A 12,009-nucleotide genomic window follows, 5' to 3' on the forward strand; every position below is an offset into this window, starting at 1 on the left:
CAGCCGGTTGCCGTTGAGACGCGGGAACCGGCTGCTATCATCGGCGCACTTCAAGCGAACCGTCACCGTGCCCAAGTCCACAGAAAAATTAGACCTTGCTACCCGCGCCGCGTGGCTTTACTACGTCGCAGGCAATACCCAGAACGAGATCGCCGAGAAGCTGCAGGTGTCGCGCCCGGTCGCGCAGCGGCTGGTTGCCTTCGCGGTCGAAAAGAACCTGATTCGCGTACGCGTCGATCACAAACTGGCCGATTGCCTCGCGCTCGCCGATCAACTCTCGAAGCGCTACGGCCTGAGCATGTGCGAAGTCGTACCGATCGACAGCGATACCTCGGAAGAAGTCGACCGCAAGCTTGCCGTGGCCGGCGCACAAGTCATGGAACGCTATCTCGGCGAAGAAAAGCCGATGGTGGTCGCCGTGAGCAGCGGCCGTACGCTGAAGGCCGCGGTCGATCAGATCGCCCAACTGGAGCGTCCGCAGCATCGGTTGGTATCGATGGTTGGGGCGATCGCCTCGGACGGCTCGTCGAACCGCTACGACGTCGCGCTGCACATTTCGGAGAAGACCGGCGGCAAGCATTTTCTGCTGCCCGCGCCGTTGCTCGCCGATAGCGAAGCCGAACGCGCACAGTGGTGCAATCACCGGCTGTACCGGATCGTCGAATCGCTGTCGGCGCAAGCGGATGTCGCGTTCGTCGGCATCGGCAATATCGGGCCGAAATGCCCGTTGCACGAAGACGGCTTTATCACGTCCGCGGAAGTAAAAGAGTTGATGCAGAACGGTGCGGTGGCCGAAATGCTCGGCCTGCCGATCGATGCAGCCGGCGCGCACGTCGAATCGCCGACCGGCCGGCGCGTCACCAGCATCGCGCTCGACTCGCCACCGCGGCGTCCTACCATCGGCTTTGCCGGCGGCGAGCGCAAGCGCGAAGCGCTGATCGCGGTGCTTAAAGGCGGCTGGCTGTCGGGACTGGTGACCGACGAGTTGTGTGCGCGAGCGGCGCTCGAAGCGGCGGCTTAAAAGGCTTACAGGCGGCACACCGCCGCTCTACAACACCGGCAGCCCTTCCGTGATGATGATGCGGTACTCGCCGCCCTGCAGGCGCGTCTCGCTGACCGCCTGATACGCAGGGCTGCGATACCACGCGATCGCTTCGTCGTAACTGGGGAACTCGAGGATCAGGATTTCGTCGATCGGCGGCCCCTCCACCACTTCTTTCTGCCCATGGCTCGCGAGCACCATGACGGCATGCTTCTCGAAGACTGCGGGCGCGTCCTGTTTGTATTCTTCCAGTTTGGCGGGGTCGAGCGTTTTCTCGCGCGTGATGACGACGTAGGCGGGCATGAACGTTTCCTCAGCGTGAATAAACGTGACCGAACGGAAAGCGGCGCGCCCGCCGCTTTCCCAATCACATACTCACGCGGCCAGCACTTCTACGATCTTACGCTGGAAGGCTTTCCCTTCGCTGTCGAACAAATGGCAGTGCTCAGGCGTGGCGCCGACCCTTTGCGTGTCGCCCTTGCTGTGGCGTTCGAGCGGCGGAATCCGCGCGATCAAACCATCCGGCGCCACGCTCGATTCCGCATACAGATACGCTGCGTCGCCAAGCGATTCGACTGCCATCGTGCGCGCCGACACGCCGTCGTCGGCCATTCCGAAGTGCAGATGCTCCGGACGAATGCCGACGGTGACCTTGTCGCCCTGCTTCACCGCGCCCGGCTCCACCGCAACGCGCTGCGTCTCGCCGGTTTCGTAGCGTACCGTGACGCCGTCGTGCGTCACCGACTGCACGATCCCTTCCATAAAGTTCATCTTCGGCGAACCGATGAAGCCGGCGACGAAGCGATTGGCCGGCGCGTGATACAGCATGGTCGGGCTGCCGACCTGCTCCACATTGCCCGCCGACAACACGACGATCTTGTCGGCCAGCGTCATTGCTTCGACCTGATCGTGCGTCACGTAGATCATCGTGGTCTTCAGCTCGTCGTGCAGACGCGCGAATTCGAGGCGCATCTTCACACGCAGCGCGGCGTCGAGATTCGACAGCGGTTCGTCGAACAGGAACACCTTCGGCTTGCGCGTAATCGCGCGGCCGATTGCAACACGCTGGCGCTGGCCGCCTGAAAGCTGCTTCGGCTTGCGGTCGAGCAGATGGTCGATGTGCAGGATTTTCGCCGCATTGCGCACGGCGGAGTCGATTTCCGGCTTCTTGGTGCCGGCGAGTTTCAGGCCGAACGCCATGTTGTCGTACAGCGTCATGTGCGGATACAGCGCGTATGACTGGAACACCATCGCGATGCCGCGCTTGGCGGGCGGTACGTCGTTCACGCGCGTGCCGTCGATGGTCAGATCGCCGCCACTGATGTCTTCGAGGCCGGCGATCATCCGCATCAGCGTCGATTTACCGCAACCGCTCGGACCCACGAACACGACGAATTCGCCGTCCAGGATGTCGAGGTTGATGTCGCGCATCACTTCGTTGTCGTCGTAGGCTTTTCGGATGTTGCGCAGAGTTACGCTTGCCATGATGTGTCTCCGTGTATTGCTCTTGCTGCGTTAATTCATTTATCCAGGTGCTGCGCCAACGCGGCTGCCCTTACGGTATCGCTGCCGTCGCGCTCAGCGTCCATTGCGCGACCAGGTCCGGCAACTGCAGCATGTCGTCGAACACAGTACGCGCACCCGCCGCATGCAACGCGTCGATCTGCGCGTCACTCGCATGACCGCCGCCGATAAAGCCCAGCACCGTCATGCCCGCCGCGGTTGCCGCCGTCACGCCCGTCACGCTGTCTTCCACCACGAGGCAGGCGGACGGCGCGAGGCCGAGACCAAGCGCGGCAGCGAGATAGACATCGGGCGCGGGCTTCGGATTCGGCACCGCATCGGCGCAAAAGAGCCGGTCGCCGAAGAACTTCACGAGGCCCGTGCGCGCCAGCACGTTCTCCACATACGGCCGGAAACTGTTGCTCGCACATGCCTTGGTGAGCGGCACCTGCGCGAGCGCGGACTCGATGCCAACGACCGCCGACGCCTGCATCGCCGCCGCTTCCACCGCCTGGCGGATCGACTCGATATCCTCGACGCTCAGGCTCTTGCCAAGTTGCGCCGCCGTGCCCTGCAGCACCTTTTCGATGCGCAAGCCGAGCAGCGGCAACACCACCGGCTCAACATCGGCATCGGGCCAGCGCGCCTCGAGTTCGTGCACCAGCATGCTCGCCGCCACGGCTTCGCTGTCGATCAGCACGCCGTCGCAATCGCAGATCAGCGCGAAATGACCTACCGTCGTACCTGCGGTCATTTGACCGCCCCAAAAGTAAGACCGCGCACCAGTTGCTTCTGCGACAGCCAGCCGACAATCAGGATCGGCGCAACCGCAAGCAGTGAAGCAGCGGAGAGCTTGGCCCAGAACAAGCCTTCAGGACTCGAATACGACGCAATGAACACAGTCAGCGGCGCGGCGTTCGAACTCGACAGGTTGATGCTCCAGAACGCTTCGTTCCACGACAGGATTACCAGCAGCAGCGCGGTGGAGGCAAGCCCCGGCAGCGACATCGGCATCAGCAGATAGACGATTTCCTGCCACGTTGCCGCGCCGTCGATCCGGCCTGCTTCGAGAATGTCGCGCGGAATTTCGGCGAAGTACGTGAACGACATCCACACCGCAATCGGCAGATTGATCAGCGTGTAGACAATCACCAGACCGGACACCGAATCGAGCAGACCACTGTTCTTCCACAACAGATAGATCGGCACCAGCACGCCAACCGACGGCATCATCTTGGTCGACAACATCCACAGCAGGACTTTCTGCGTGCGGCGCGTCGGAAAGAACGCCATCGCGTACGCGGCCGGCACGGCGAGAATCAGGCACAGCAGCGTGACGCCCGCCGAGATCAGGATTGAATTCCACGCGAACGAAAAGTAGTTGCTGCGCGCGAACACCTCGCGGAAGCTATCGAGCGTCGGGATGAAAAACAGCGACGACGAATACGCCTGCTGCTCCGTCTTGAACGCGGTGATCGTCATCCAGAAGATCGGGAAAAACAGCAGCAACGCGACGAGCCAGGCGATCACGCCAGGAAGGCCGCGGCGAATTGCGGCGAACGGCGACTTGGCCGGCACGGTCATCGGCGCCGTGCCCGACGCAGAGGTAGAGGCAACGTGGCTCATTTTTCGTACTCCCCTTTCAGGTTCTTCGCGAGCATCCGCACAAGGAAGAACGACACGATGTTAGCCAGCACGACAGCCAGAATGCCGCCCGCCGAAGCGAGACCGACGTCGAACTGTTGCAGGCCCAGCGAATAGATCAGGTACGACAGATTGGTGGTCGCGGTGCCCGGACCGCCGCCCGTGGTCGTATAGATTTCGGCGAAGATCGACAGCAGGAAAATCGTCTCCATCATCACCACCACCGCGATCGCCCGTTTCAGGTGAGGCAGCGTGATGTAGAAGAACATCGAGAACGGACCCGCACCGTCGATACGCGCCGCTTCCTTCTGCTCCTGATCGAGCGACTGGATCGCGGTGAACAGAATCAGGAACGCGAACGGTAACCACTGCCACGCGACGATCATGATCACGGCCGTGAGCGGGTATTCGGCGAACCAGTCGATCGGCTGCAGACCGATCGCGCGCATGCCCTGTGCGATCAGGCCATACACCGGATGCAGGATCATGTTCTTCCAGATCAACGCGCTGACGGTCGGCATCACGAAGAACGGTGCGATCGCCAGTAGCCGCGCGATGCCCTGACCGTAGAACTTACGATCGAACAGGATCGCCATCAGCACGCCGCCGACCACCGTGATCACCAGCACCGAGATGATCAACTCGAGCGTGTGCCCGATCGACGGTCCGAACGACGGATCGCTGGCGAGATACTTGTAGTTGTCGAAACCGGCGAAGCCTTTCAGATCCGGATTCAGCAGGTTATAGCGCGAGAACGAAAACCAGATCGTCATCGCCAGCGGAATCGCCATCCACAGCACGAGCACTGCGACTGAGGGCGTCACGAGCCAGCGGGCCGAATTGGCTTTGCTGGTTTCGCGTTCTTTTTCTGTTTGGGGATGGGCATGCATAAGAGGCAGGCGTAAAGGACGCATGATTGACCACCTGTTCGGTAATGCGCGGGCCGGCGCCTTATCCGCCGTGATGGCTTAAACCGCCTGGCTACCGCGACGCAATGCGATGTCTCGGTGCCCACGCGGCGGGGACGGCCCGCTGTGCTGCGTGGGCCGGCTGACGGGCGTCAGCCGGCGCGTGCCACGTGACTCATGTGGCTGGCTTCCGCTTTACTTCTGATACCCGGCCTGTTGCACGGCGCGATTCGCCGTTGCCTGGCCGGCTGCCAGCGCCTGATCGACCGTCATCTGGCCGGCAATCGCGCCGGAGATGCTCTGACCGACTACGGTGCCGAACGACTGGAACTCAGGAATGCCGACGAACTGCACACCGGTATACGGCACTGGCTTCAACGTCGGATGATCCGGGTCAGCCGTTTCGATTGCCTTCAGCACGAAGTCGCCGAACGGTGCAGCCTCCTTGTATTCAGGACGTGCGTAGGTTGAGTGGCGTGTTCCCGGCGGCACCGAGGCCCAGCCCTCATCCTTCGCGACCATTTCGATGTACTGCTTCGACGTGGCCCACGCGATGAACTTCTTCGCCGAGTCAGCCTGCTTCGACGACTTCGGAATGGCCAACGCCCACGCCCACAGCCAATGCGAACCCTTCGGCGTGACGGCGATCGGCGCCGCCGCAAAGCCCACCTTGTCGGCGATCTGCGACTGCTGCTTGTTGTAGAGCATGCCGGCCGCCACCGTTGCGTCGATCCACATCGCGCACTTGCCCGAGGACATCAGCGTCAGGTTTTCGTTGAAGCCGTTCGAGCTGGCTCCCGGAGGACCATCTTTCTTCAGCAGATCGACGTAGAAGGTGATCGCCTTCTTCCATTCCGGCGACGTCAACTGCGCCTGCCACTTGTCGTCGAACCAGCGGCCGCCGAAGGTGTTCACCACCGTCGTGCCATAGGCCATGTTCTCGCCCCAGCCGGCTTTGCCGCGCAGGCAGATGCCGTACATGCCGTTGGCTTTGTCGGTGAGCTTGTCGGCGAACTGCGCGATCTGGTCGTAGGTCGGCTGATCGGGCATCTTCAAGCCCTTGGCCGCGAACAGATCCTTGCGGTAATACGTCATCGAGCTTTCGACGTAGAACGGCAGCGCGTACAACTGGCCGCCGCTCGAGAGGCCGTCGCGAGCCGTCTTCACGACGTCGTTCAGATCGTAATCAGCGGGCAGATTGGTGAGCGGCGTGAGCCAGCCGCGCTTGCCCCATTGCGGCGTTTCGTACGCACCGATCGTCATCACGTCGAACTGGCCGCTGCCGGTCGTGATGTCGGTGGTGGCGCGTTGACGCAGCACGTTTTCTTCGAGAATCACCCAGTTGAGCTTGATGTCCGGATTCGCCTGCTCGAAAGCGGGCGAGAGCTTCTTCAGCTCGATCATGTCCGGATTGTTCAACGTGGCGATGGTCACCGTGGCCGCCTGAGCGTGCAACGCAAAGCATGCGACAGCGCCGGCACTGACCGCCTTCAGCGCGGATTTTGTAGCTGGTTTCATGTGATGTCTCCTTTCTCGTACGTTATGTGATGCTGCGTTTGTTCTACGAAAATAACGAAGGGTGAAACAGGTTCGGCTCATCCACTCTGCGATTCGCTCAGCTCATCCAGTTCCCGCCGTCGACGTTCAGGGTTTGCGCGGTGATGTAGTCGGCATCCGCCGACGCGAGAAACAGGGCGGCGCCGGTCAAATCGTCCGGCACACCCATACGGCCGAGCGGCACCGCTTCACCGACGAGGCGCTTCTTCTCGCCGAGCGGCCGGTTTTCATAGCGGGCGAAGAGCGCGTCGACCTCTTTCCACATCGGCGTATCGACGACGCCCGGCGCAATGCCGTTCACATTGATCTGGTGCGGCGCGAGGGCGAGCGCTGCGGATTGCGTGTAGCTGAGTACGGCGGCTTTGGTTGCGCAGTAGTGCGACACCAGCGCCTCGCCGCGCCGCCCGGCTTGCGACGACATATTGATGATCTTGCCGCCGTGGCCCTGCTCGACCATTTTCCGGGCGACGGTTTGCATCAGGAAGAACATGCCCTTCACGTTGACCGCAAAGAGGCGGTCGAACACGTCCCAGGATTCATCGAGGATCGGGCGCATATCGAAGAGCGCTGCGTTGTTGAACAGGATATCGACCTGGCCGAAACGCTCCAGCGTACTCGCGAGGATGCGTTCGATATCCTCGCGGCGCGTGACATCGGCGCTGACGGTCAGCACGCGGTCGCCGTAAGCGGCGCGCAACGCGTCGCCAAAACTGTCCGCCGGCTTGACGTCGACCAGCACGCAACGCGCGCCTTCGTCCAGATAGCGCCGGGCCACGGCTTCACCGATTCCGCTTGCCGCGCCCGTCAGAATGGCCACCTTGTCTTGCAATCGTGCCGCCACTGCCTGTCTCCGGTTCGTTTCGCTTCTTGAGGCGCGGTGAGCGAACGCTCGTTGCGCGAACAATTGCTCTGTTAGTGATCGAATGATCGGATACGGACAGGGTCATGTCAAGGCGCTCGACCAGATTTCGATGGTGCAGCGCGGCAGGACCATCGCGCACCCTCTTCCAGCTTCGACCGACACAAATACGAGAAATCGAAGACCGCCAAGCTGCTTTCTGCGCAAGCCGCTGACAAAAATTCGAGATACGTTATATCATTGCGGCCTCGCTTCGCTCCGAAGCTTTGCAGGTTCGTCAGGGAGTCCGCTGATGGCTACATCGATTGCAGAACACCATGCTGTACGGCTCGCCCATGCCGAGGCGCACGCCGCCCTGCATGGGCTCGCGCTCACGCCGCTGCGGCGTCAGGTGTATGCGGCGATCGTCGCCAGCGACCGGCCGATCGGCGCTTATGAGTTGCTGGACGCGCTTGAACCGCAACGCGGGCGCGTGCCGCCCACCACGATCTACCGGGCGCTGGACTTTCTGCTCGCGCACGGCTTCGTCCATCGGATCGAATCGAAGAACGCGTTTTTTGCCTGCTGCGAGGTCGGCGTGCCGCATCGCAGCCAGTTTCTGATGTGCGACGGGTGCGGCGCGACTGTGGAGATTCCCGGCGGCGATCTTGCCCAACAACTGTCGCATAGCGTGCCGGCACACGGTTTCGAGGTGCACCGCCAGGTGGTCGAGCTAAGCGGGCTGTGCGCGCGCTGCGCCCGCGCGGCGCGGCCCTCCGGTGCGTCCCTATGAAAGCCGGCCTGATCACCAGTATGAACGCCGGTATGAACGCCAAAACGCGCCGCTCCCAAGGTTCGTAGTTCATTCAACTCTCACGCAGCAGGAAACAACGATGAAGAAATTCGGCTCGATGTTGAACGGGGCGCGCGATGCGCTAAAGCTGTCGAAGACCGTGGCCATGGGCGCAGCGGCCGCCGCTGCTTTCACGCTCAGCCACGGCGCATTTGCCGCGGATGCGAAAATCCCGGTGGTGGCAGCGGAAAACTTTTACGGTGACGTCGTGCAGCAACTGGGCGGCGATCGCGTCGACGTGACCAGCATCCTCAGCAATCCGGATCAGGACCCGCATCTGTTCGAAGCCAGCCCAAAGACGGCGCGGGCCTTGCAGCATGCGAGCCTTGTGGTCTACAACGGCGCCGACTACGATCCGTGGATGGCGAAACTGCTGGCCGCTTCCAAGGGCTCGAATCGCGCGACGATCGTTGCCGCCGAGCTGACAGGCAAGAAGAGCGGCGATAATCCTCACCTCTGGTACGACCCGGCCACCATGCCGAAAGTGGCGCGCGCGGTAAGCGCGGCGCTCGTCGCGGCTGACCCGGCGCACAAGTCGGCGTACGATGCGAACCTCGCGAAGTTTCTCGATTCGCTGAAACCCATCGACGCCAAAGTCGCCGATCTGCATGGCCGCTACGCCGGCGTGCCGGTGACGGCAACCGAGCCGGTATTCGGCTATATGTCGGACGCAGTCGGCCTCTCGATGCGCAATCTGCGCTTCCAGTTGGCGACGATGAACGACACTGAAGCAAGCGCGGCCGATATCGCCGCGTTCGAACGCGATCTGCGCGAAAAGCGCGTGCGCGTTCTGATCTATAACAGCCAGGCAACCGAGGCCCTGACCAAACGCATGTTGAAGCTCGCGCAGCAATCGAAGGTGCCGACCATGAGCGTCACCGAAACCGAACCGGCCGGTAAGACCTATCAGACGTGGATGCTGACGCAGCTCGACGGGTTGGGCACGGCGCTGGCTGCGGGCGACGCGGGCGGAGCGAATGCTGCGGCAACACCCGCCAAAGGAAAAACGCAATGACCGAAACTGGCCGCAGCACGCCAGCTAATGCATCGACGGGCGCTCGCAGCAACGCGCCCGTGCTTGAACTCGAGCGTGTGACGCTCGAACTCGGCGGCCGCACGATTCTGCGCGACGCCGGCTTCGTGGTGAATCAGGGCGAATTCATCGGCGTGCTCGGGCCGAATGGCGCGGGCAAGACCACGCTGATGCGCGCCGTGCTCGGTCTCGTGCCGGCGGCGAGCGGCGCGATCCGCGTGTTAGGGCAGCCGGTCGAGCGTGGTAACTCGTCGATCGGTTATATGCCGCAGACGCGCAGTGCGCTGGCCGGGCGCCGCGTGCGCGGCCGCGACTTCGTCGCCATGGCCGCCGATGGACACCGCTGGGGCCTGCCCCATGCGGACAGCAAAACCCGCGCGGATGTCGAGCGGGTGCTCGATCTCGTAGGCGGCCGCCAGCTAGCCGAGCGGCCGTTATCGGAACTGTCGGGCGGCGAACGTCAGCGTCTGCTGCTCGCGCAATGCCTGCTCGGCAACCCCAAGCTGCTGCTGCTCGACGAACCGTTGATCAGCCTCGATCCGCATCATCAGAAGAGCGTGGTCGAACTGGTGCGGCGCGTGCAGCAGGAGCTCGGCATTGCCGTGCTGTTCTCGGCGCATGAACTGAATCCGCTTCTGCACGCGCTCGACCGCGTGTTGTATCTCGGCAGCGGCGTCGCCGCGCTCGGCACCGTCGATGAAGTCATTACGCGGCCGGTGCTGTCGCGTCTCTATGGCTCGCCGATCGATGTGATGCGCGTGAATGGCCGCATCTTCGTGATGTCGGGCGACGTCGAAGTCGAAAAACACGATCACGAGCACGAACACGACGAGAACGGCGGCCATAGCCACTCGCACGGGCATTCACATTCGCACGACCATGGTGGCGCACACGGCCACTCACACCAGCACGACTCACGCGACGGACACAAGCACGATGTTTGAATACGATTTCATGGTGAACGCGTTCGCGGCGTCGGGGATCGTCGCGGTGCTGGCAGGCGTGGTGGGCTATTTTCTGGTGATGCGTGGACAGACTTTCGCCGGTCACGCGCTCTCGCACGTCGGCTTTACCGGCGCGACCGGCGCGGTGCTGATCGGCATCTCGCCGATCTGGGGGATGATCGGCTTCACGCTCGCGGCAGGCGTCGGTATGGGCGCGCTCGGCGAGAAGCTGGCCGGACGCGATGTGGCGATCGGTGTGATCCTGTCGCTGTCGCTCGGCTTCGGCTTGCTGTTCCTGCACTTCTTCACTGCGTACGCGACTCAAGTTACCGCGCTGCTGTTCGGCAACGTGCTCGGCGTGAATGCGTCGACACTCGGCGTGCTGGCGGCGCTAGGCGTCATCAGTTTGCTGGCGCTCGCCGCGATCATGCGGCCCTTGTTGTTTGCTTCGTTGCAGCCGGAATTGGCGGAAGCCAAGGGCGTGTCGTTGCGCAGGGTGTCGGTGCTGTTCCTGTCGATCGCCGCGCTCGCCGTGGCGGCGTGCACGCAGATTGTCGGCGTGCTGCTGGTGTTCACGCTGATGGTCGGGCCGGCCGCCGCCGCGCAAAACGTGACGACGCGACTCTCGACCGGTCTCGTGCTTGCCGCCGTGTTCGCCCTGGTGCAGGCGTGGCTCGGTCTGACGCTGGCGTTCTATACCGACTGGCCGACGAGCTTCTGGATCACCGTGCTGTCGGCGGTGGTGTATGGCGGGAGTTTGTTGAGGCGGCGTTGAAGCGGCGCCTGGCGGCGACACACTGCGTGCCGCCGCCATCGTCCCGGTGAATATCAGCCGAGCAGCACCTTCGCGTGATGCGCGAGATGGTCCTCGATGAAAGTCGAGATGAAGTAATACCCGTGGTCGTAGCCAGCATGACGACGCAAGGTCAGCGGCTGTCCTGCGGCCTTGCAAGCGGCTTCGAACACATCCGGGTTCAACTGCTCGGCGAGGAACTGATCCGCCAGCCCCTGATCGACCAGAATCCCTTCAGCGAACTTGCGTGGTGCGTGAGCGACCAGCTCGCTCGAGTCATACTGCCTCCACGCTTCACGGTCCTCGCCCAGATACCCGCTGAACGCCTTCACGCCCCACGGGCACTGTGATGGCGCGGCGATCGGCGCGAACGCCGACACCGACCGATAGATCTCCGGGTTGCGCAGCGCCAGCATCAGCGCGCCATGGCCACCCATCGAATGCCCGAAGATGCCCAGACGCCCGCCGTCCACCGGCAGATTCGCGAGCACTGTTTCGCGCAGTTCATCGCGCACATACGAGTACATCCGATAGTGCTTCGCCCACGGCTGCTGCGTCGCGTTGACGTAAAAGCCCGCGCCCACGCCGAAGTCCCACGCCGCGCTTTCGCCCGGCACGCCCGCACCGCGCGGACTGGTGTCCGGCGCGATCAGCGCGATGCCGTGCTGCGCCGCGAAGCGCTGCGCGCCCGCCTTGACCGGGAAGGTTTCTTCCGTGCAAGTCAGGCCGGCGAGATAGAACAGCGCGGGCACGTTCGCGTTGGCCTGCAAAGCCTGCGGCGGCAGATACACCGAGAAGCGCATCGGCAGACCGACGGCCTGCGAGTCGTGCCGGTAGATCCGCTGCTCGCCGCCATGGCAGGCATGCGACGACAATAGTTCAAGCATCGACATG

General features: G+C 62.9%; 13 protein-coding genes. 5 read left to right on the plus strand and 8 right to left on the minus strand.

What is annotated here, in order from left to right; all coding sequences use genetic code 11:
- Window positions 1-67: 67 nt before the first annotated feature.
- Complete coding sequence (locus P3T25_RS22720) at window positions 68-1,021, plus strand: sugar-binding transcriptional regulator (protein ID WP_168435568.1); 954 nt, start codon at window positions 68-70, stop codon at window positions 1,019-1,021.
- A gap of 27 nt (window positions 1,022-1,048) precedes the next feature.
- Here P3T25_RS22720 and P3T25_RS22725 read toward each other — a convergent pair whose 3' ends face one another.
- The 7 genes from P3T25_RS22725 to P3T25_RS22755 form a co-directional block, all read right to left on the minus strand.
- Window positions 1,049-1,345 carry a DUF1330 domain-containing protein gene (locus P3T25_RS22725; protein ID WP_408268584.1) on the minus strand — a complete coding sequence of 99 codons (297 nt, stop codon included), beginning with the start codon at window positions 1,343-1,345 and terminating at the stop codon, window positions 1,049-1,051.
- A gap of 72 nt (window positions 1,346-1,417) precedes the next feature.
- A complete protein-coding gene (locus P3T25_RS22730) occupies window positions 1,418-2,527 on the minus strand; it encodes an ABC transporter ATP-binding protein (protein ID WP_171929013.1) in 1,110 nt (369 codons plus the stop codon).
- A 70-nt stretch (window positions 2,528-2,597) separates the two neighbouring features.
- Entirely contained in the window at window positions 2,598-3,299 is a 702-nt protein-coding gene (locus tag P3T25_RS22735) for an HAD family hydrolase (RefSeq protein ID WP_171929012.1), read from the minus strand.
- Window positions 3,296-4,129: a carbohydrate ABC transporter permease gene (locus P3T25_RS22740; protein WP_233464749.1), complete on the minus strand. Its 834-nt coding sequence runs from the start codon at window positions 4,127-4,129 to the stop codon at window positions 3,296-3,298. Before P3T25_RS22740 ends, P3T25_RS22735 begins: the two co-directional genes overlap by 4 nt.
- A 38-nt stretch (window positions 4,130-4,167) precedes the next feature.
- Window positions 4,168-5,103: a carbohydrate ABC transporter permease gene (locus P3T25_RS22745; protein ID WP_429358993.1), complete on the minus strand. Its 936-nt coding sequence runs from the start codon at window positions 5,101-5,103 to the stop codon at window positions 4,168-4,170.
- A 189-nt stretch (window positions 5,104-5,292) separates the two neighbouring features.
- Window positions 5,293-6,615 (minus strand): ABC transporter substrate-binding protein, encoded by a 1,323-nt coding sequence (locus P3T25_RS22750; RefSeq protein WP_429358994.1) that lies wholly within the window; start codon window positions 6,613-6,615, stop codon window positions 5,293-5,295.
- Between the two features lie 97 nt (window positions 6,616-6,712).
- On the minus strand, window positions 6,713-7,495 hold the full coding sequence (locus P3T25_RS22755; protein WP_097390302.1) for an L-iditol 2-dehydrogenase: 783 nt from the start codon (window positions 7,493-7,495) through the stop codon (window positions 6,713-6,715).
- A 310-nt stretch (window positions 7,496-7,805) separates the two neighbouring features.
- Between P3T25_RS22755 and P3T25_RS22760 the strand changes: the two genes are divergently transcribed.
- The 4 genes from P3T25_RS22760 to P3T25_RS22775 all read left to right on the plus strand — a co-directional run bounded on the left by P3T25_RS22760 (window position 7,806) and on the right by P3T25_RS22775 (window position 11,097).
- A complete protein-coding gene (locus tag P3T25_RS22760; protein ID WP_154558650.1) occupies window positions 7,806-8,285 on the plus strand; it encodes a Fur family transcriptional regulator in 480 nt (159 codons plus the stop codon).
- A gap of 100 nt (window positions 8,286-8,385) precedes the next feature.
- Entirely contained in the window at window positions 8,386-9,360 is a 975-nt protein-coding gene (locus P3T25_RS22765; RefSeq protein ID WP_429358995.1) for a metal ABC transporter solute-binding protein, read from the plus strand.
- Window positions 9,357-10,322, plus strand: a complete 966-nt coding sequence (locus P3T25_RS22770) for an ABC transporter ATP-binding protein (RefSeq protein WP_429358996.1) — start codon at window positions 9,357-9,359, stop codon at window positions 10,320-10,322. The genes P3T25_RS22765 and P3T25_RS22770 overlap by 4 nt, the downstream gene beginning before the upstream one ends.
- Entirely contained in the window at window positions 10,315-11,097 is a 783-nt protein-coding gene (locus tag P3T25_RS22775) for a metal ABC transporter permease (protein WP_154558653.1), read from the plus strand. Before P3T25_RS22770 ends, P3T25_RS22775 begins: the two co-directional genes overlap by 8 nt.
- Before the next feature lie 53 nt (window positions 11,098-11,150).
- On the opposite strand, the gene fghA is transcribed toward P3T25_RS22775, so the two are convergent.
- Entirely contained in the window at window positions 11,151-12,002 is an 852-nt protein-coding gene (gene fghA, locus P3T25_RS22780; protein ID WP_171929005.1) for an S-formylglutathione hydrolase, read from the minus strand.
- Between the last annotated feature and the right edge of the window lie 7 nt (window positions 12,003-12,009).

Origin of the sequence: Paraburkholderia sp. GAS32 (assembly GCF_050434225.1) — a bacterium.
In the GTDB taxonomy this organism is placed as follows: Bacteria; Pseudomonadota; Gammaproteobacteria; order Burkholderiales; family Burkholderiaceae; genus Paraburkholderia; species Paraburkholderia madseniana.

Coding starts and splice junctions, on each gene's coding strand:
- P3T25_RS22745 (WP_429358993.1), bottom strand. CDS start 5,103: ATGCGTCCTTTACGCCTGCCTCTTATGCATGCCCATCCCCAAACAGAA.
- P3T25_RS22775 (WP_154558653.1), top strand. CDS start 10,315: ATGTTTGAATACGATTTCATGGTGAACGCGTTCGCGGCGTCGGGGATC.
- P3T25_RS22740 (WP_233464749.1), bottom strand. CDS start 4,129: ATGACCGTGCCGGCCAAGTCGCCGTTCGCCGCAATTCGCCGCGGCCTT.
- P3T25_RS22735 (WP_171929012.1), bottom strand. CDS start 3,299: ATGACCGCAGGTACGACGGTAGGTCATTTCGCGCTGATCTGCGATTGC.
- P3T25_RS22765 (WP_429358995.1), top strand. CDS start 8,386: ATGAAGAAATTCGGCTCGATGTTGAACGGGGCGCGCGATGCGCTAAAG.
- fghA (WP_171929005.1), bottom strand. CDS start 12,002: ATGCTTGAACTATTGTCGTCGCATGCCTGCCATGGCGGCGAGCAGCGG.
- P3T25_RS22760 (WP_154558650.1), top strand. CDS start 7,806: ATGGCTACATCGATTGCAGAACACCATGCTGTACGGCTCGCCCATGCC.
- P3T25_RS22730 (WP_171929013.1), bottom strand. CDS start 2,527: ATGGCAAGCGTAACTCTGCGCAACATCCGAAAAGCCTACGACGACAAC.
- P3T25_RS22725 (WP_408268584.1), bottom strand. CDS start 1,345: ATGCCCGCCTACGTCGTCATCACGCGCGAGAAAACGCTCGACCCCGCC.
- P3T25_RS22750 (WP_429358994.1), bottom strand. CDS start 6,615: ATGAAACCAGCTACAAAATCCGCGCTGAAGGCGGTCAGTGCCGGCGCT.
- P3T25_RS22770 (WP_429358996.1), top strand. CDS start 9,357: ATGACCGAAACTGGCCGCAGCACGCCAGCTAATGCATCGACGGGCGCT.